This is a genomic window from Acrocarpospora corrugata (assembly GCF_009687845.1).
GTDB lineage: Bacteria > Actinomycetota > Actinomycetes > Streptosporangiales > Streptosporangiaceae > Acrocarpospora > Acrocarpospora corrugata.
On record NZ_BLAD01000060.1, the window covers coordinates 85281 to 102626 of the forward strand.

Annotated in this window: 12 protein-coding genes; 2 read left to right on the forward strand and 10 right to left on the reverse strand. The window is 75.5% G+C overall.

Annotation, left to right across the window (positions count from 1 at the left end; genetic code table 11):
- The 8 genes from Acor_RS23405 to Acor_RS23440 all read right to left on the reverse strand — a co-directional run bounded on the left by Acor_RS23405 (position 1) and on the right by Acor_RS23440 (position 10284).
- A complete protein-coding gene (locus Acor_RS23405) occupies positions 1–669 on the reverse strand; it encodes a hypothetical protein (RefSeq protein ID WP_155338863.1) in 669 nt (222 codons plus the stop codon).
- Complete coding sequence (locus Acor_RS23410) at positions 669–1418, reverse strand: PP2C family protein-serine/threonine phosphatase (protein WP_155338864.1); 750 nt, start codon at positions 1416–1418, stop codon at positions 669–671. Before Acor_RS23410 ends, Acor_RS23405 begins: the two co-directional genes overlap by 1 nt.
- Positions 1411–2082: an FHA domain-containing protein gene (locus Acor_RS23415; protein WP_155338865.1), complete on the reverse strand. Its 672-nt coding sequence runs from the start codon at positions 2080–2082 to the stop codon at positions 1411–1413. The genes Acor_RS23410 and Acor_RS23415 overlap by 8 nt, the downstream gene beginning before the upstream one ends.
- On the reverse strand, positions 2070–2675 hold the full coding sequence (locus Acor_RS23420) for a 4Fe-4S single cluster domain-containing protein (RefSeq protein WP_246239015.1): 606 nt from the start codon (positions 2673–2675) through the stop codon (positions 2070–2072). The genes Acor_RS23415 and Acor_RS23420 overlap by 13 nt, the downstream gene beginning before the upstream one ends.
- A gap of 80 nt (positions 2676–2755) precedes the next feature.
- Positions 2756–4558 (reverse strand): AAA family ATPase, encoded by a 1803-nt coding sequence (locus tag Acor_RS23425; protein ID WP_246239020.1) that lies wholly within the window; start codon positions 4556–4558, stop codon positions 2756–2758.
- 5 nt (positions 4559–4563) lie between these two features.
- On the reverse strand, positions 4564–5850 hold the full coding sequence (locus Acor_RS23430) for a hypothetical protein (RefSeq protein WP_155338867.1): 1287 nt from the start codon (positions 5848–5850) through the stop codon (positions 4564–4566).
- Complete coding sequence (locus tag Acor_RS23435) at positions 5847–8075, reverse strand: protein kinase domain-containing protein (protein WP_155338868.1); 2229 nt, start codon at positions 8073–8075, stop codon at positions 5847–5849. The genes Acor_RS23430 and Acor_RS23435 overlap by 4 nt, the downstream gene beginning before the upstream one ends.
- A gap of 112 nt (positions 8076–8187) precedes the next feature.
- The gene (locus tag Acor_RS23440; protein ID WP_155338869.1) at positions 8188–10284 is read right to left on the reverse strand and encodes a tetratricopeptide repeat protein; all 2097 of its coding nucleotides are present in this window, start codon (positions 10282–10284) and stop codon (positions 8188–8190) included.
- 206 nt (positions 10285–10490) lie between these two features.
- Here Acor_RS23440 and Acor_RS23445 point away from each other — a divergent pair, with 206 nt between their 5' ends.
- Positions 10491–11165: a TauD/TfdA family dioxygenase gene (locus Acor_RS23445; RefSeq protein WP_155338870.1), complete on the forward strand. Its 675-nt coding sequence runs from the start codon at positions 10491–10493 to the stop codon at positions 11163–11165.
- Positions 11153–12199 (forward strand): hypothetical protein, encoded by a 1047-nt coding sequence (locus Acor_RS23450; RefSeq protein WP_155338871.1) that lies wholly within the window; start codon positions 11153–11155, stop codon positions 12197–12199. The genes Acor_RS23445 and Acor_RS23450 overlap by 13 nt, the downstream gene beginning before the upstream one ends.
- Here the strand turns inward: Acor_RS23450 and Acor_RS23455 are convergent.
- The gene (locus Acor_RS23455) at positions 12138–13190 is read right to left on the reverse strand and encodes a macro domain-containing protein (protein WP_155338872.1); all 1053 of its coding nucleotides are present in this window, start codon (positions 13188–13190) and stop codon (positions 12138–12140) included. The genes Acor_RS23450 and Acor_RS23455 overlap by 62 nt on opposite strands.
- A 31-nt stretch (positions 13191–13221) precedes the next feature.
- Positions 13222–17034, reverse strand: coding sequence for a CHAT domain-containing protein (locus tag Acor_RS45535; protein WP_155338873.1), 3813 nt, complete (start codon positions 17032–17034; stop codon positions 13222–13224).
- Between the last annotated feature and the right edge of the window lie 312 nt (positions 17035–17346).

Genomic DNA, 17346 nt, shown 5'->3' on the forward strand with positions numbered 1-17346 from the left:
TCAGTACTCCTCTCGAAGGGCCTGCGCGGCCTCGATGACGTCGTCGGGATGGTCGGCGACGAGCCGCGCCGGCGCGTCGCCGAGCAGCGCGTTGCCGCGGAGCCACCAGTGGGCGGCCCCCCAGGGGTCGCGCCCGGCGGCCAGCAGCAGGTTGACGGTCCGCACGGCGGGCAGTTCCGCGCCGTCGGGGCCGAACTGGAACGCGGGGACGGTGACGCCGCCGGGGCCCGGCAGCCGGAGCAGGTGGGCGGCGTCCGGGTCGGCGCCCCGGGCGCGCAGCTCCTCCAGGGAGACCGAGGGGGCGGCCCGCAGCCGCTCCCTGACCTCCTTGATGTCGTCGTCCACGTCGGTGTCCCCGGCGATCTCGGCCAGGTCGGGCAGCATCGCCCGGAGCACGGTGAGGGTGGCGGAGATCTCGGTGTCGGCGGGCGCGCCCCTGGTGCCGCCGGCGGTCTCGGCGGAGATGGCGCGGCGGATCTCGTGGCCGCGCGGCAGCGAGAACTGGATCAGGTCCAGCAGGTCGTACCAGTCGGCCTCGGCGTCCTGGTCGGCTTCGACGGCGATCCGGTCGAGCAGCGCGGCCACCCGCGCCCACGTCTCGGCGTCCAGCGCGTCGTGGATCTCGCGGAGGTGCTGCATCAGGTAGCGGGCCAGTTTGCGGGAGGGCATCAGCGCTCCCCGCCGCGCCGGGCCAGCACGATGGTGATGTTGTCGCGGCCGGAGGCGTTCATGGCGAGCGCCCAGAGGCGTTTGACCGCCTGGCTGTCGTCGTCGGCCGTGTTCAGCGCCTCCTCCATGTCGGCCACCGGGACCAGGTCGGTGAGGCCGTCGGTGCAGAGCAGCCAGCAGCCGGTCCGCTCGTCCGCGCCGGTGTGCACGTCGATGTCGCGGCCTGAGCCGCCGATCACCTGGGTGACGATGTGGGTGGGGGGCGGGGGAGCGCCGGGTTCGCCGCCGCGCGGGGAGTCGTCCACCGAGAGCTGGCCGAGGAAGCGGTCCTCCAGGCGGTAGACGCGGGAGTCGCCGACGTTGAACCAGGTCGTGGCGTCGGGGGTGAACAGCAGCCCGGCCAGGGTGGTGGCCATGCCGGTGAGGAACGGGTGCTGCGCGGCCAGGGCGGTGAGCTGGGCGTCGATGTCCTTGATCAGGCCGGCCAGCTCGCCGGGGCCGTCGGCGGCGGCGCCCTGGCGGGCCAGCACGCCGACAGTGTGCGCGGCGGCCACCTCGCCGCCCGCGTGCCCGCCCAGGCCGTCCGCGACCGCCACCAGGACGGTGCGGGACAGTGGCAGCGAGCAGGTGATCGGTTCGGCCATCGAGATCTCCGAGATGACCAGCCCGGCGGCGGTCACCGCGTCCTCGTTGTGGTCGCGCACCGCGCCGACGTGGGTCAGGGCGGTTATCACGAGCCGGTCATCCATCGGCGTTCTCCCGTAGCCGTACCCGCGCCTCCACGTCGGCGGCCAGGCGGAGCAGATCCCCGTCGTGGAGGGAGGTCCTGGCGCCCGGCCTGATGGGGACGCCGTTGACGAACGTGCCGTTGGTGGAGTTCTCGTCCCGGATCCAGGCGGAGCCGCCGGGGTCGACGCCGAGGGTGGCGTGCCGCCGGGAGATGTTCTCGAAGCGCTGGAACACCTGGGCGCTGCCGCCGGCGGCCGGGTCGCGGCCGAGCGTCTCGGTCCCGCCGGGCGGGACGGTCACCCGGCCGCCGGGGAAGTCCAGCAGCAGCGTGCGCGGCCGGTCCCGCCGGGTGCCCGCGACCGGTTCCCGCCGGTCCGGGGTACGGCCGAGCGGTTCCAGGCATTCGACGCAGACCAGGTTGCCGGGGTCGGGGATGTCGGCGCCGCAGGCCGGGCAGCCGTCCCGGCGTGCGGGGAGCGGGCCGATCCTGGTCTTGCCGGGCTCACCAGCCTGGCCGCCTTGACCGAGTTGGCCGGCGTGACCGAGTTGGCCGGCCTGGCTATCCTGGCCGGGCTGGCCGCTCTGGCCGGTTTCGCCCGTCAGGAGCGGGCCGCCGCAGGTCGGGCAGAGTGGGGCGGTCTCCGGTGCGGGGTTGCCGCAGTAGGGGCAGGTCAGGTCCGCCACGACGCCTCCTCGATGGGTACGCCGGCGCGGCGCAGGGCCTCGGCCGTGCGGTCGAGGTCGTCCCGGCGGGGCACGCCGATCAGGTAGACGCGTTCCCCTTCCACGCCCATCTGAAGCCGGGGGCCGTCGGGCGGGTCGCCGCCGTACCGGTCCCGGCCGAGCGGGGTGATCACGGTGAGGACCTGGTTGTCGGAGCCGCGCAGCCAGCCGCCGTCGGGCCGATTCCGCGCGTACGGCCCGGTCACCACCGCGTCGCAGGCGTCCACCAGCGCGGACAGCGCGGGCCTGGCGCGCAGCCGGGACAGCGTGTACCCCGAGTAGGCGAGCACGTCCACCGGCCGCTCGCCCGCCCAGGCCCGGATTCCGGCGATCAGCTCGCCGACCGCGTCCGGCTGCTGGAACGGCTCGCCGCCGGAGATGGTGACGCCGTCCACCGGCCCGTCCAGCGAGGCCAGCCAGCCCAGCACCGTCTCCACCCGCACCTCCGCTCCCGGTTCTGACGACCAGGTGTCGGTGGCGGCACAGCCGGGGCAGGCGATCGTGCAGCCCTGCACCCAGACCCCCGCCCGCACCCCCGGCCCGAGCGTGGTCACCGGGTAATGGCACCGGTTCAGCCGCAACTTCGGCCGCGAGTCCGGCCCCAGCTCCGGCCCTAAGTCCGGCCCCGGCCCGGTCACGCCGGCTCCAGTGTCACGGTTGGGCCGTCCCGGCGCATCGAGGTCACGGTCACCGGCCCGTGATGCCCCGGCGGCAGTTCGAACAGCGCTCGCGCGAGCGGGTTCACCAGGAGTGACTCCAGTGCGGCCCCGATGCCGCGCCCGCCCTTCTCCAGCCCGGCCGTGCACCACGCCTTCAGCTCGCTCCTGGCCGGCTCACCCAGCAGCACGTCGATCCCGTGCTGCTCGCTGACCACCCGCAGGATGTTGGCCAGCTGCAGATCGAAGATCCGCCCGGCCGCCTCCGCGCCGATGAAGTCGAACACCACGATGTTGTCGCCCAGCCGGTTCAGCAGCTCCGGCCGCTTCAGCACCTGGACGAAATGATCCTCGATCGCCGCCTTGATCGTCCGCTCGATCTCCTCGTACGGCAACCCATGCCGCACCGCACTCCCCGCCATCCCCAGATTCGACGTGAAGATCAGGATGCACTCGGAGAAGTGCGTCGTGGTGCCCCGCCCGTCGGTCAGCCGCCCGTCCTCCAGCACCTGAAGGAACTTGTCCAGGATCCGCGGATGCGCCTTCTCGATCTCGTCGAACAGGATCACCCGGAACGGCTGCTGCCGTACCGCGTTGGTCAGCTCCCCGCCCGCCTCATGCCCGACATATCCGGGCGGCGAGCCGATCAGCCGGTCGCCCGCGTGCTCGGCGGAGAACTCGCTCATGTCGAACCGCAGATAGGCGGCCTCGTCGCCGAACACCAGCGCGGCCACCGTCTTGGCCAGCTCGGTCTTGCCCACCCCGGTCGGCCCCGCGAAGAACAGCACGCCGCGCGGCCGGGACGACGACTGCGCCGCCTGCGCGCCCGACAGCCCGAGCGCGGCCCGCTTGAGAATGTCCAGCGTCTTCACCACGGCCGCGTCCTGTCCGAGAATGCGGCGCGGCACACTGGTTTCGCCGTCCCTGATCCGCTGCCGCAGGAATCCGCGCCGCCACGGGTTGTCCAGCACCCCCAGCCGGTAGGTGCGCACCGCGTCCGGCAGCTGCTCGAACCCCAGGCCGCGATCGCGGGCCAGCCGGGTCACGTCCACCATCTGCCGCAGCGCCAGCCCTTCCGCCTGCTCGGCGAAGGCGTCGCACACCTCCGGATCCTGGCCGGCCCCAGGGAACGAGGCGGCCAGCAGCCTGGCGGTCTCCTTCCGGTCCCCGAAGTCCGGGCTGGGCACCCCGATCGCCCTGATCCGCTCGTTCCCGGCGGTCAGCCACGACGGCAGATCCCGCTCCCGCTCCACCAGCCAGAAGACCGGGTTGTAGAGCGGGCCGGGGCGGGTGCTTCCGGGCAGGAACAGCGGCATCGCCGTACGCGAGGATTTCAGGCAGAACAGGAAGAAGTCGCGTTCCGCCGGGTCGAGCTGTTCCGGGCTGACCACCAGCCGGGAGGCGTAGTCGACCACGAACGCCCCCCGGACCGGCGGCTCCCCCGGCTCCTGCGGGCGGCCGAACGCGGTCAGCTCCGTCCGCAGCCGGGCCAGCGAAGGCGGCTGGTCGCCGGGTTTGCCGCCGAGTAGTCGGGTGGCCGCGTCCAGGGCCTCCGGCCGCTGCGGGTGCACGAGCAGCCCGTCCACCGGATCGTAGGAGAGCAGCGCCCGGTAGTCGCCGGCTTCCAGCACCCGCCACAGCAGGTCGCGCAACGACCGGAGCGCGGGCGTCCCGTCCGCGGCGCGCACCAGGAAAAGGTCACGGAGGTTGCCGTACAGCACGTACTGCGACTGGACGGCCAGGGTCACGTCGATCTCCCTGGCGAACGCGGGCCACTCCATCTCGCTCATTCCGGCCGGTCACGCTCTCTGGCCCGGGTGAGCCTGCGGGGCAGCGCGCCGCGCGGCCGGACCCGGGGCGCGGGGCGTGAGCCCGGCGGGACCAGGCGTTCCACCGAGGTGTCCACCCCCTCGGCCGACAGCCGGGCCCTGGCCTGGTCGAAGGCGTCGCACCACTCCTGCTCGCGGGCCGCGTCGGCGTCCGCGCCGTCGGCGGTGCGCACGACGGCAGAGCGGACCCCGCCTTCCTCGGTCAGCACCAGCTGGACGGCGTGCTGCTCCCAGCCCTGTTTGGCCAGGCGCACCGGCTGCAGCGTCTCGAAGCCCTCCTCGACCCGGTAGCCGAGGTCGCCGAGCGCGCCCAGCAGGCTCGCCCGGACGTGCGCGCGGTCCGCGGCGGCCACCACCGCCTCGCACGCGGCGCGCGCCTCGGCCCGCAGGCCGTATTCCAGGTCGGCGCGACCGGCCACCACTTCGGCCAGCCCGGCCTTGACCTGGTCGTACTCGGCGGGGGCGTCCAGCCGCAGCGCGTGCAGCAGCCGGGCGGCCTCCAACGCGCGGGCGCGCCGCCCGGTGGCGGCCTGGTTGGCCAGCTGCACCCGGTGCCGCACGTCCACCACCCGGGTCCGCGCCTCGGCCGGTCCGGCCGCCGCGCCGACCCGGCGCGCGGCCGCGCGGATGGCGTCCAGGTCCTGCGCGGAGACGTGGGCCGTGAGCCGCCCCAGCACCCGGTCCAGCGTCTCGGCGAGATCGCGGGCGGCCCCTTCGTTCCGCCAGGCCTGCGGCGCCTCCGGCAGGGCGGCCAGCAGTTCGGCCAGCTCGGCGGCCGACCCGGCGTGACCGTCGCCGCCGAGGGCCCGGATCAGGTCGTCGAACACCGTCGTGGTCAGCGCGGCCGCGTTCAGCCCGGTCAGCTCCCCGTCCACCCGGCGCAGGCGTTCGTCGGTCTCGCCGCACCAGCGCAGCAGCTCCGCCGCCGCCATCCCGGCCGGCGTCAGCGGCTCGGGCAGCAGCGCGGCCGGGCCGTCGCCCCCCGGCGTGCGCGCGCACGCCTCCGCGAGCACGGCCAGCCGCGCGTTCCGGTCCAGCACGCCGCTCGCCGCCGCTCCCCACGCGCACGCCTCCCGGTGTGACTCCTCGGCGCGGGCCACCACCCCGTTCATGTGCTCGCCGAGCGCGCTCACGCCCTCCAGCGCCAGCGTCGTGCCCGCGATCGCGGTCCGGCTGGCGAACCCCACCGCCACCACCGCGCCCGCCCCCGCCAGCGCCGCGATCAGGAATACCTCGCCGCTCACGCGTTACCCCCCAGTGTGTTCGCCCTGGCCTGGCCGAGTTCCCGTTCCCAGTTCTGCCAGCGGCGGTGGGTCCACAGGCCGTAGGCGACCGCGACCCCCGCGGGCAGGATCAGGTAGTGCACCAGCAGCCCCGCCACGATGTTGACGACGATCAGCAGGAAGATGAAGATGACCGCCGCCGCGATCAGCCCGCCCCGCCCGCCGGCGGCCAGCTGGGACAGCGAGCGCAGCGCGCCCGCCGGTCCGCGCGCCCCGGCCGCGATCCGGCCCAGCGGCCCCAGCAGCGAGTAGCGGGGGTAGTACGCCCCGGCGATCTGCAGTGCCAGCACGGTCTCGGCCAGGCCGAGGCAGAACCAGACCAGTGCCATCACCAGGAACGGGATCGACGGTGTCGCGGTCACCGTCACGCCCGTCCACGGGTCCACGCCCTCCCGGGGGAGCGCGTCGGCCAGCCAGAGCACGATCAGCCAGAGCACCGAGAGGATCCCGACGGCCAGCGCCGCCCAGCTCACCGCCCGCATCCGGCCCGCCTCGCGTAACGTCTCCAGCTCGCGCCAGCGCTGCTCTCTGGCCAGGGAGGCGGCGCGCTGCTCGGCCTGGCGGCGGGCCTCGTTCTCGGCCCAGGCGCGCGCGGTGCCGGCGGCCAGGTGGGCGGCCAGCAGCTGGACCGGGTCGCCTGAGTCGATCAGGTCCGCGAACCACGGCACCGGGGCCGGCAGCGAAGCCCGTACCTGGCTGGTGGAGTCGCGCAGGGTGCGCGCGGTGGCCTGCTCGTCCAGGGCGAGGGCGAGCAGGCCACCGCGGACCTGCGCCTCGTCGAAGCCGGGGTGGGCGGCGACGGTGGGGAAGGCCGCCGCCAGTCGCCGCCAGCGCGCGTCCACGCCGCGCAGCTCCTCGGCGCCGGTCAGGCCGGCCAGCACGGGCAGCAGGTGGTGGTCCCACAGGTCGGCCAGCATCGCCCGCGCCTCCTGCGGGCGGGCCGGCGCGGATGCGGCCAGTTCCCGCAGGCTGTCCAGGGTCACGGCCCGCCCCCGGTAGAGCGGCGGCAGGCCAGGGTCCAGCCAGTAGAGCAGGTAGAGGAGTTTGACGTCGGGGGAGCGGGCGGCTGAGGTCAGCCGCAGGTCGATCAGCTCCTGGCGGCCCTCCACGTCGTCGGCGGCCGGGTCGTCGAACTGGCGGAGCCAGGCGCGGAGCGTGCCCCAGCCCTCGCTGGGGTGCTCGGGCGTGCCCATGGTGACCAGGAAACGGCGGGCCGCGTCGTCCCAGCGGGCGGCCATCGCGCGCGCCAGCGGCACCCGGGCGGTGTGGTACTCGCCCAGGAACAGCAGCGGGATCCGCGTCCCGTCTCCCGGACCCCGGTCCTCGGCCACCACCGGGGCCGACCCGGCCAGCCACTCGGCGACCTGCGCGGCGCCCCAGCGCACGGCGGGATCCCGCAGCAGCAGGCCCCGGCAGAGCAGCCGCAGCCGGGGATCGGCCACCGGCTCCACGTCCATGCCCTTGGTCAGCAGGTGGTGCATGACGGCCTGCTCGGTCATGCCCTCGAACGGGGACCGGCCGATGGCCAGCTCCAGGACCAGGACGCCCAGCGACCACCAGTCCCACTGCCGGGAGACCGCGCCGCTGAAGGACTCCGGCGGCGCGTACGCGAGCGTCCTGGACGCCGTCCCGAACACGATCGAGGCGTCGATGCCCCGGCTCAGCCCGAAGTCGGCCAGCACCAGATCGAGCGGCTCCGTCCCCCGGACCAGCACGTTGGCGGGCTTCAGGTCGCGGTGCACCGCCCCGAGGCCGTGCAGCTCGCCGAGCGCGTCCGCCAGCTGGGCGACCGCCCGCCCGGTGTCGACCGGCCCCCGGCGGGCCAGGTCGGCCAGGGTGCCGCCGGGCACGTACTCCTGGATCTCGTAGTCGCGGCCGTCCGCCTGGCCGGTCGTGACGATCCGCACGATGTGGCGGGAGCGGAGTTCCCGCACCGCCGCCCACACCTTCGGGTCGGCGCGGTATCCGGCGCGGTAGACCTTGAGCACGAACTCGTGCCCGGCCCGGTCCCGCACCACGACCAGGTCCGCCTCCGCGCCCTGGCCGGGAATCGGCCGGACGACCTCGTAGGCCTCCGCGAGTGACGGCGGCAGGCCCCCGGCCCCGGCTCGCGGGCCGTCCCGGCGCGTCTCGGGGACGGCCAGATCCCTCCTGGTCGGCGGGACCTCTCCTGGGGGGAAGCCCATGAGACTTGACTCCTCGGTGACAGATCGCCCCGGGCCCCCCAACCCATCACGTACGAGCCTAATATAGGCAACACCGAAGATTCGTGGAATGAGTTATATAGTTGGCACTACATTATAAATCTTCCCAGAGGCGGTCCTCCGGGAGCGCCGACGGCGGGTCGCCCACCCGGGTCGCCAGGGCGCGCGCCTCGGCCAGCAGCGGATGCCCGTCGCCCAGCGCGGGCTTTCTGTGGGCCAGCACCTTGCGGTCCAGGATCGGCGCCAGCAGGTCGCGGACGTCGCTCGCGTGGCCGGTCCTGGCGCGTTGCAGGGCGGTGTCCAGGCGGCCGGCCAGCAGGATCGGGTGGGTCGCGTCCATGGCCTCCTTGCCCAGCGCGCCCAGCGCCGCGGCGGCCGCGTTGGCGGCGTCGTCCTCGGCCAGCACGGTGGCCGCCCGCGCGGTCAGCAGCAGCGTCTCGGCCTGACCAGGATGGTCGTCCTCCAGCTCCCGCTCCGCCTCGGCGATCGTGTCCAGCAGCCGGACCGCGGCCTCGGTCTCGCCCATGACCAGCAGCGCGGCGGCCCTGGCCCGCCTGGCCGCCCGGTCCGGCGGCAGCCGCTCCAGGTCGTCCAGCGCCTGCGCCACGTCGCCGGAGGCGACCAGGGCGCGGGCCCGGATCAGGGTGGCGTCGCGGCGCAGCCGGGGGGAGACCCGGTCGGCGAACCACGGCGTCATCACGATCGAGTCGGCCAGCAGCCGGACCGCCTGGGCCGGGAACCCGGCGGACAGTTCGATCTCGGCCAGCCTGACCAGGTCGTACTGCGGCCAGTAGCCCTCCTTGGGCAGGTGCAGGGCGCGCAGCCGCATCGCCTCGGTGAGATGGTGGCGGGCCTGGGCCGGATGCCCGGCGGCCAGCAGCGCCTCGGCCAGGGTGACCCGGGCGGAGGCGGTGTTCACGTTGTCGGCCCCGAGCCGTTCCTCCCGGTCGGCCACCACCTGCTCGGCCAGCACCACCCCGGCCACCACCTGGCCGGACCTGGTCTCGGCCGCGGCCAGCGCCTGCCGGGTCAGGGTGAGCCGCCGCCACGGCGCGCCGACCCCGATCTCCGGCACGCCCTCGGCCCGCTTCGCCGCCACCCGCTCCAGCGCGCGCCGGCCGGCCGTCGGGCGGCCCTCCTCGACCAGCACCTCGGCCAGGTTGTGCTCGGCCCTGGTCAGGTACGACTCCCGGTCGAAGTCGTCGGAGAAGTCCCGCGCGATCCGCTCGGACTCCTCGAAACCGGCCCGCGCGCCCGCCGTGTCGCCCAGCCGGAGCAGGGCCAGGCCGCGGCGGCTGGTGACGTCGCAGCGCCACTGCCGGTCGCCCGCCCGGTCGCCGATCAGGTCGGTCAGCTCGCCGCCCACCTCGGCGGCCCGGACCAGCAGCGGGCTGTCGTCCAGCAGGACCTGGAAGACCACGTCCAGGGCGCGCACCCGGGCCCGGCCGTTCGGCCCGATCCGCTCGGTCAGCTCGCAGGTCCGCTCCGCGGTGTGCAGCCGGTCGGCCCACTCCCCGGCCAGCGGCACCAGATCCCGGGACAGCCAGTACGCGGCCAGCGCGTTCGCCTGATGGTCGACCGGGCCCTCCGGGTCGTCCACCATGGCCCGGAAGGCCAGCTCGGAGAGGCGCTCCGCGCTGGCCACGGCCCAGCCCTCCGGCGGCACGGTCACGGTCAGGGCGGCCTCGCGCAGGCGCGGCGCCAGATACTCGGCGTAGGCGGTGACCCGGCCCTCCCAGCCGGCGGCGGCGGCCGCGCCGAACGTGCCGGGCAGCCAGCCTGGCGGGGTCTGCGCCGCCGAAGGGCGCTTCTCGGAGGTGGAGATGTCACCGATGCCGAGCCGGACCTGCGCCAGCATGAAACGGTCGAGCTGGTGGAAGCGGGCGATCCTGCGCAGCGCCGAGGTGACCAGGGCCTGCGCGTCCAGCACCGAGCGGGTCGGCGGGGGAGCCGGTTCCCCGGCGGTGAACTCGTCGAAGGCGTGCTTGACCGCGAGCGCCACCAGGACCCGCCGGCTGCGGACCTCGTTGTAGAGCCAGACCGCGCTGCGCCCGCTGCCGGAGTCGCCGCCGCGCGGCAGCCGGACCCGCTCGGCGACGTCCTCGGCCCGGACCTGGTGGTAGTCGCTGCGGCGGAAGGCCGCCGCCGACGCCGCGGCGATCGCGGCGAGCCTGCGCTCTTGGGCCAACACTCCTCGACTCCCCCTTGTGTCGTTTTCCTACAAGTGTCTACAACCGAATGTATCTCACTAAGGTTGGACGAACCCTAGGCTGATGACCTGACTCTCGCAAGGGCCGCCCGGATCTCGCCCCGGAGCCGCCCGGGCCGCGACCGGATGGCGCGCCCCCCTTGGCGGTTCCCTGGAAAGCATCGGTTTTCCGCGAGACGGGGTTCACCATGAATGGAATCGAGCGCGCCAGGGCGGACCTGGCCAAGCACGGCTGGACGGTGCTGCGGGGACAGCGGTTCGGGGCCGGCCACGACGAGGTGCTGAGGATCGCCGCGGCCTTCGGGCGGCCCTCCACCAGAGACGGCGGCCAGGCCGTCTGGGAGGTCCGGCCGCGTCCCGGCCGGGACCACGGCACCTTCTCCGAGCGGACCGGGCCCGCCGCCTTCCACACCGACGCGCAGTACCACGCGCAGCCGGAGGACTACGTCTGCCTGTTCGTGGTGCGGCCCGCCGACGACGGCGGCGACACCCGGGTGCTGGGCGCGGCGGCCGCCCTGTCATCCCTGCCCGCCGGCACTCTCACCGCACTCCGCGAGCCGGCCTGGACCTGGAAGGTCCCGGAGGTGTTCCGCTCCGGCGCGCCCGCCCCCACCCCCACCACGGTGACGACCACGGCGGGCACCATCCGCTGGCGCTCCGACAACCTGGCGGGCCCGCCCGGCCGGGCCCGCCGCCGCCCCGCCGCCGCGTTCACGGCCGCCCTGGACCGGGCCGAGGCCCACCAGGTACGGCACCGCCCCGGCGACGTGATCATCCTGGACAACCTGCGCACCCTGCACGCCAGGACCGCGTTCCAGGATCCCGCCAGGCTGGTGCTGAGGGTACGGCTGTGGGCGCGCTGAGCCGCGACGCCGTCCACGCCTGGACGGAGGCGCGGGCGGTCGCCGCCACCCTGGTCCCCGCGACCGGCGCGGAGGCGGCGGCCTGGACCGTGCGCGGCTGGGCCGAGGTGGCGCTGGGCTGCGCGGTGCTCGGGCGGGCCTTCGACGGCCTGGACCGGGTGGTCAGGGCGGCCGGGATCCGGCACGGCGGCCCCGGCGCGGTCCGGCTGCGGGCGCTGCGGGCGCTGGGCGGCCCGGTGCCGTCCTGGTACCCGGACGAGGGCGATCCCGGTCCGGTCGCGCCGGTCGGCGCGGAGGTGTGGCGGCTGTGCGAGCTGGTCGCCGAGTTCTGCGCCGCCGTCCCGACGGGGGCGCAGGCCCGGACCTCGCGGGGGCGCGACTCCGCCAGGGGTCAGCTCCGCTGGGGGGAGCGGTACCGGCCGGAGCCCGCCCGCCGCTACCGGATCGTGCGCGGCGACGCGTACGCGGGCATGGTGTGGCGCACCTGGATGCGGCTGCCCACGGCGAAGGGCGTGGAGAACGTGCTGGTGGCGGTGGGACGCCAGAAGCCGGAGTTACAGCGGCGGGTCTGGCTGGGCATCCACGAGGGCGCCCATCTGGATCTGCTCGCCGCCCGGGACGGGGAGCTGGAGTTCGGCGCGGGGCTGCTGGCGGCGGAGTCGTACGCGATGGCCGTCGAGATGGCCGCCCTGCTGGCGGCGGCCGGGGACGGCCAGCGGGAACTGGCGGGCTGGCTCCGGCTGGGCCTGCTGGAGCGGATCGGCCGCCTGCCGGGCTTCGACGGCCGGATCCCGGCGGCCCGGGGGTTCTCCGCCCCCGAGCTCGCGCCGCTGCCGACCCTCGCCGCCGCCTACGTCACCGGGCCGCTCACCCTGCTCTGCGCCCCGGCCGAGACGCCCCTGCACGCCCGCTGGCGGGCCGGGCTGGAGACCGCGCCGCGCGCGGCCGAGGTGATGGGCCGGATCGCGGCCGCTATCGCCCGGACGTCAGCGCCCGCACCACCTCCGCCGCGACCTCCGGCACGGGCACGGTGAGGTGCACCTCCCAGCCGGAGTGACGGGCCAGCTCCTCCACGATCGTGGTCCACAGCCAGTGCAGGCCGGTACGCAGCGGCAGTGAACCCCGGCCGGTCCCGATCAGGGGGAAGCAGATCGAGCCGAGCGGCGGCGCGAAGGCGTCCCGCTCGGTTCGCGCCAGCCGGAACACGTTCCGGACGGCGAGGGCGATCGCCGGGGGCGTCACGTCGTACTCGTTGCTGCCGGTCCGCGGGACCGCGATGGCGGCGTGGTAGATCCGGCGGGCGCCGTTCACGGCCAGGCCGCCCGGACCGGTCGCCGCGACCGTCCCGGTGGCCACCGGCAGGCCGGTCCTGCCGTACACGGCCAGCCATTCGTGCAGCTCGCGCTGGATGACGTCGTCCTCCACCTCGCCGGACGGGCCGAGGATGGCCCCGGTCCTGCGCACCGCCGCCGACACCGAGGGCATGAACGGCTTGGACATCTCCAGGTACACGTTCTCCGGCGACACCAGGATGTCCACCCCGGTGACCAGCTCGATCGGCTGCACCTGCACGGTCACCCAGCCCGAGCCCGCGGCGACCGGGATCCTGGCCCGGTCGATCGTGCGCGCCGCGGGCGCGGCCGGCCCGGCGTCGCCGCAGAGCGCCAGGATCTGCTCGGCCACCTGGGCCAGCACCAGCCGCTCCTGGTGCTTGCGGAACCGCTCCACGCTCACCGGATACACCTGCGCCGCCCGCCGCCTGCGGTCCGAGGCGGCCCAGTCCCGGGTGCCGGGGACCAGACCGAACGTGTACGCCGCCGCCTCACCCAGTTTGCCCCCGCCGAGCCGCTCCACCGCGTCGCTCAGCAGCCGTTCCGCGGCCCCGACGGCGTCCAGGCCGGGATGGCGGATCCCGGCGGCCAGCCGGATGGCGGGCAGGTCCGCGTCGCGCAGGCGCAGCAGGCCGCGCTCACGCAGGGCCCGGAGGTCGCCGACCAGCCCTTCGTGACTGGGAAGGGGGGACACGCCAGAAGGATGCCCAGTTCTGGGATCGGCATCACCCTTCCGGCACGGCCACCGCGACGAACGCGGCCCAGGTGCGCGGATGGCCCATCAGGTCGACCAGGTTCCAGTGCTCCGGATCCTTGGCGGCCACCGCCGCGCGGGCCTCGGCGAGCCGGGCGTCCTCCGTCCCGGCGGTCTCGGCGAGCAGCCGGACCACCGCCCGCCGATGCTGCGCCGGGCCGCGCCGCCGGAACACCTCCTGGGTGCGCCGGAGCGCCTCCGGCACCGAACCGGCCGTCCGCAGCCGCCGGTGGAAGTCGGTCATGAACAGCGCCGTCGGCAGGTCGTGCACCGGCCACAGCGTGACCACCGCCGCCCCCGCCCCCGCCGCCAGCACCCCGCTGAGCAGCCCCTGCACGTCGTCGCCCGGCGAAACCCCGCCCTGCCCGGTACGGCACGCGCTCAAAACCACCAGATCCGCCCGGAGCGTCACCCCCGCCAGCTCGGCGACGCTCAGCGACTCCCCGTCGGAGAACAGCACCGCCGACGACAGCGGGCTGGCCTCGTCCAGCCGGGCATGGGTGGCCAGGTGCACGACGGACGCGTCGGCCGCCGCCGCAAGCACCGCGTCCCTGGTGGCCTCGCGCCCGAGCAGCGCCTCCGCCTCGCCGGGGAAACGCCGGGCGATCAGGCTGGCCTCCAGCCCGCTGGCAGGCAGCCGCCGCGCGTGCCGTCCCGGCTCCCCGGCCGCGTCGGGGTAGCGCATGCAGGCGGGGTCGCCCACCGCGAGCAGCCGCCCGTCGGCGAAGGTCTCCGGCCGGATCGGGCGCAGGAACGCCAGCGCGCCCGCGCCCGGCAGGACGGACAGGGTGCGCTGGGCGGCCAGCGGCGCGCCGCGCCACGGCAGCACGCCGAACGGCAGCGAGTGCAACGCTCCCGACGGGACCAGCAGCACGTTCCGGTGGGCCGCCAGGGCGTCGTGCACCGGCGCGAGCAGGACGGCCGCCAGCTCCGCGGCCGGGCCGGCCGGGTCGCCGCCGTTGGCGCAGGCGTTGCGCACCGCCCGGACCAGGCCGTCGACGCCGCGCACGTCCAGCGCCCGCGACACCAGCAGCCCGGCGGGGCCGATCGCCCACACCAGCAGCCGCTCGTCCCGCAGCAGGTAGCTGACCAGCAAGGTGTCCCGCGGCAGCAGCCGCGCGGCGGCGGGCGCCCCCAGCGGTTCCGCGCGCGCGTCCAGCGCCCGCCACAGGGCGGGACGGTCCCGGGCCAGCTCCCGTTCGAGCCCGGTCAGCCGCTCCTCCGCCTGCGCGAACCGCTTCTCCACCCGGGGGTCCGGCGGTTCCCCCGCGGCCAGCCGCGCCGCCGCCAGGTGCTGCAGCAGCGCCACCTCTGCGGTGGCGGCCCGCCAGCCGGCCAGCGCCGGGATCTCCGCCCGGCCGGTGGCCCGCCGCGACTCCAGCAGGTCCAGGAACGCGCGGGCCCGGGACTGCTCGCCGACCAGGAACGCCTCCTCGGCCAGCGCGTCCGCCCTGGCCGAATCCTCGGCCCTGGCCGCCTCGCCGGCCTCCAGCAGGCAGCGCGCCGCGCCGAACCTGATCCGGGACACCACGTGCGCGTCGGCCAGCGACCGGCGCGCCGAGTCGTCCCTGACGCCGCCGCGGACCAGCTCGATCGCGCGCAGCGCCTCCCGGTAGAACCCCACCGCCCGGCCGAAGCCCACCCCAGGCCCCCGGCCGGCCGCGCGGGCGGCGGCGGCCAGGCCGCGCGCGGTCTCCGCCTCCACCTCCAGCGCCGTCCACGGTTCCAGCGAGCGCCGCCACCAGTCCTCGCCCAGCAGGCCGCGCAGCGCCCGCAGCTCGATCTCGGCGTCGTCGTGGGCGCGGAACCGGGTGAAGTGCACGGCGGCCAGCTCGTGCTCGTCGGCCCGGGTGCGCGTCGCGGCCGGGTCAGGGGCCGCCCCGATCGTGTCCAGCACCCGGGAGCCGGTGCCGCCCCGGCTCCGGTGGACCCGGTAGGCGGCCGCCGCCCGGCTCCACTCCCGCCGCCAGCCCAGCACGTACGCCCGGTGCAGGTCGCGCTGCTCGGGGCCGGCGGCGTCGGCGGCGAGCATCGCGGCGGCGAACTGCTCGCCCGCCTCCCGCGCGTCGCCCCGCGCCAGCGCCGCCACCGCGCGCAGCGTCGGCACGTGCACGGCGGCGCCCTCCAGCGCGTCCTCGGCGGTCCTGGTCAGCACCCACGCGCCGAGCAGCTCGTCCAGGTTGGGGGAGAGGCTGTCCTCGACGCCCGCCATGGCCTGCCGGGGGCCGTCGTCCACCTCGTCCATCGCGATCAGCGCCGCGTCGTCGCTCAGCGGCGGCAGCCCCGCCATGGCCGACCTGATCCGGTCGGCGGTGCGCAGCACCGCGCCGGGGTCGCCGCCCGGCGTGTCCAGCAGGCGCAGATGCAGGATGAGGATGCCGACCAGCCGGATGCTCTCCCGCAGCGCCAGCGCCGGGCGGCGGCGGATGTCGGCCTCGAACAGGGTCGCCGCCTCGGCCAGCGTCACCTGGGCCCCGGCCCGGTCGCCGATCCACAGGCGCAGCATGCCCAGGTCGGTGACCGACTGGGCCTCGTTGCCCGCGTACCCGAGCGCGCCGTGGATCTCCCTGGCCAGCCGGTGGCACCCGGCCGCCCGCTCGTAGTGCCCGGCGCGGGCGGCGTGGTGGCCCTCCTGCGAGCAGAGCGCCCCCAGCCCCTCGGCCAGGCTCAGGCTGCCGGGCCCGTGCGCCCACTTGGCCAGGTCGTGCACGTCGGCCGGGTCCAGCGGCGCGCCGACCGCGATCGCGGCCAGCGCCCGGTGGGTCCACGCGGTCCAGCGCAATCCCTGGTCACCGGCTTCCCTGGCCAGCTCCGCCGCCTCGGACGCCAGCGCCAGCACCGCCTCGCCGTCCCCGGCCAGCCGGGCCAGGTAGGCGCGGCGCAGCTTCAGCGCGGCCCGCAGCCGCTGCGCGACCACGTCCCGTTCTGACGCGAAGCCGAGCGCGCGCTCGGCGGTGGCGTACGCCTGCTCGGCCAGGTCGGGGCGGATCCGGCGGCCCGGCAGCACCGGGGCGTCCGCGTGGTCGGTGTAGGCGCTCAGGCTGAGCACCGGCCAGTGGTCCAGCAGCAGCGGGGAGGTGCGGATCGCCGCCGCCCAGTCGCCGCGCATCAGCTCGGCCAGCACGAATGCGTGCGGATCCGACCGGCACCGCTCGGCCGCCTCGGCCAGCAGCTCCGCCGCCCGCTCGTCCTTGCCTGCCTCGCGGCACAGGGTCGCCATGGCCCGGCAGACCAGCGCGGTCACCGGGTTCAGGCCGGGCTCGTCCGCCAGCGCGGCCCGCACCTCGGGCAGCTTGCCGGTGACGAAGGCCAGCAGCTCGTCCAGGTCGGCCGAGGTGCTGCCGGCCGTCACCGCCGACCGCAGCGTGTACTGCGAGCGCGGCAGATCCGCCATGACCTTGACGATCACCCCGGCGTCCAGGTCCAGGCCGAGATCCGCGGCGTTCGCCTGGGCCGCCGCCTGGTAGGCGCGGGCCAGCCGATCCTCGTCCAGCTGCGCGGTCTCCAGCCAGGGCTCGCGGGCCTCCATCTCCGGGGTCAGCGCGCCGCAGCCGTCCGGCCACTGCGCGTAGCGGCCGATCCGCGCCAGGCGGGTCCAGGCCAGGCAGCGGACCAGCAGCGGCGAGCCGTGCGGGGCCAGCCAGGAGGCGCGCTGGAGCAGGTCGACGGCGGTGCCCGCGTCACTGGCCCGGGTGGCGGCGATGGCCTGGGCGAGCAGCCGCTCAGGTGAGTCCCCGGGTGACTTCCCGGACGGCGAACCGTACCCGGGAGCGAAAAGATCCACTGAAATCCACTATCCGATCTAGGCGGTCTCCGTGCGGATCGACGGCCCGGCCGCGCTGTCCGCCCTGGATGTCTTCGCCGAGCTCATCAGCAGGAGGGCGACGACCACGGCGAGACCGACCACGAACGCGGTCAAGATGCTCAGCAGGAGGTAAAGACTCTTCGGGACGTCCCGGCGCGATGCGGGTACGGGCCCGGCGTGTCCCTGGTGGTGTTGCTCTGACATTGCCTCGCCGATCTGAAGGGGAGCCTGGTGGGGCGGCGCTCGAAGAGTTCAGTCAGATTGACGGTTCCCCATAGTAATTGGTTTACC

Coding starts and splice junctions, on each gene's coding strand:
- Acor_RS23405 (WP_155338863.1), bottom strand. CDS start 669: ATGCCCTCCCGCAAACTGGCCCGCTACCTGATGCAGCACCTCCGCGAG.
- Acor_RS23410 (WP_155338864.1), bottom strand. CDS start 1,418: ATGGATGACCGGCTCGTGATAACCGCCCTGACCCACGTCGGCGCGGTG.
- Acor_RS23425 (WP_246239020.1), bottom strand. CDS start 4,558: ATGGAGTGGCCCGCGTTCGCCAGGGAGATCGACGTGACCCTGGCCGTC.
- Acor_RS23435 (WP_155338868.1), bottom strand. CDS start 8,075: ATGGGCTTCCCCCCAGGAGAGGTCCCGCCGACCAGGAGGGATCTGGCC.
- Acor_RS23445 (WP_155338870.1), top strand. CDS start 10,491: ATGAATGGAATCGAGCGCGCCAGGGCGGACCTGGCCAAGCACGGCTGG.